This window comes from Pseudomonas sp. ICMP 3272, from assembly GCF_001466905.1.
GTDB classification, from domain to species: domain Bacteria; phylum Pseudomonadota; class Gammaproteobacteria; order Pseudomonadales; family Pseudomonadaceae; genus Aquipseudomonas; species Aquipseudomonas amygdali.
In genome coordinates this window covers 1-683 of record NZ_LKEK01000005.1, presented here as the reverse complement: position 1 = coordinate 683, position 683 = coordinate 1, and the positions used below count along the sequence as shown (strand labels likewise).

General features: G+C 60.9%; 1 pseudogene. It reads left to right on the top strand.

The features are described 5' to 3' along the window. Positions 1 to 683: pseudogene (locus tag AO068_RS26395) on the top strand (hypothetical protein); the annotation flags it as partial.

Here is a 683-nt window from a genome sequence, read left to right as displayed (position 1 = left end):
TCTCTGGCAACCGCCTCGATAACCGTACCAACGGCACCTTGTCCAGCCGCAACGGCAACCTTGTTACAACCCTGACCGGTGAATTGCTCAACGGCGGCAACGGTGCGTTGGTCAGCCAGAACACACTGAGCGTAACCGCTGACAGCCTCGACAACAGCGGCGGCATCCTCTCCAGCGGAACCGGTCAGACCCTGACCGTCGCGGGCCTGCTGAACAACAGCCAGAACGGCCTGATCGACGGTGGTGCCGGGCTGACCATCAAAGTCCCTGACCGTCGCGGGCCTGCTGAACAACAGCCAGAACGGCCTGATCGACGGTGGTGCCGGGCTGACCATCAAAGCCAATGCCCTGAACAACGCGGCCGGTAACCTGACGGCCCAGCAGGGTTTCAGCTTCGAAGGCAGCAGCCTCGACAACAGCGCCGGTAACCTGAGCAGCAAGGCCGATATGACACTCGACCTGCTGGGCAGCCTGACCAACACCAGCGGCAATTGTTGCGGCGCAGCGCGGCGATCAACAACCAGGCCGGGCAACTGATCAGCCAAAGCCTGATGACCCTCAATACGTCCGGGCAACTGGATAACCGTAACCGCGGCACTGTTGCTGCCAACAACACACTAAAAGTCGTCGCGGGTGGCAGTGTCCTCAACGATGCTGATGGCTTGATCTATAGCCAGAACGCC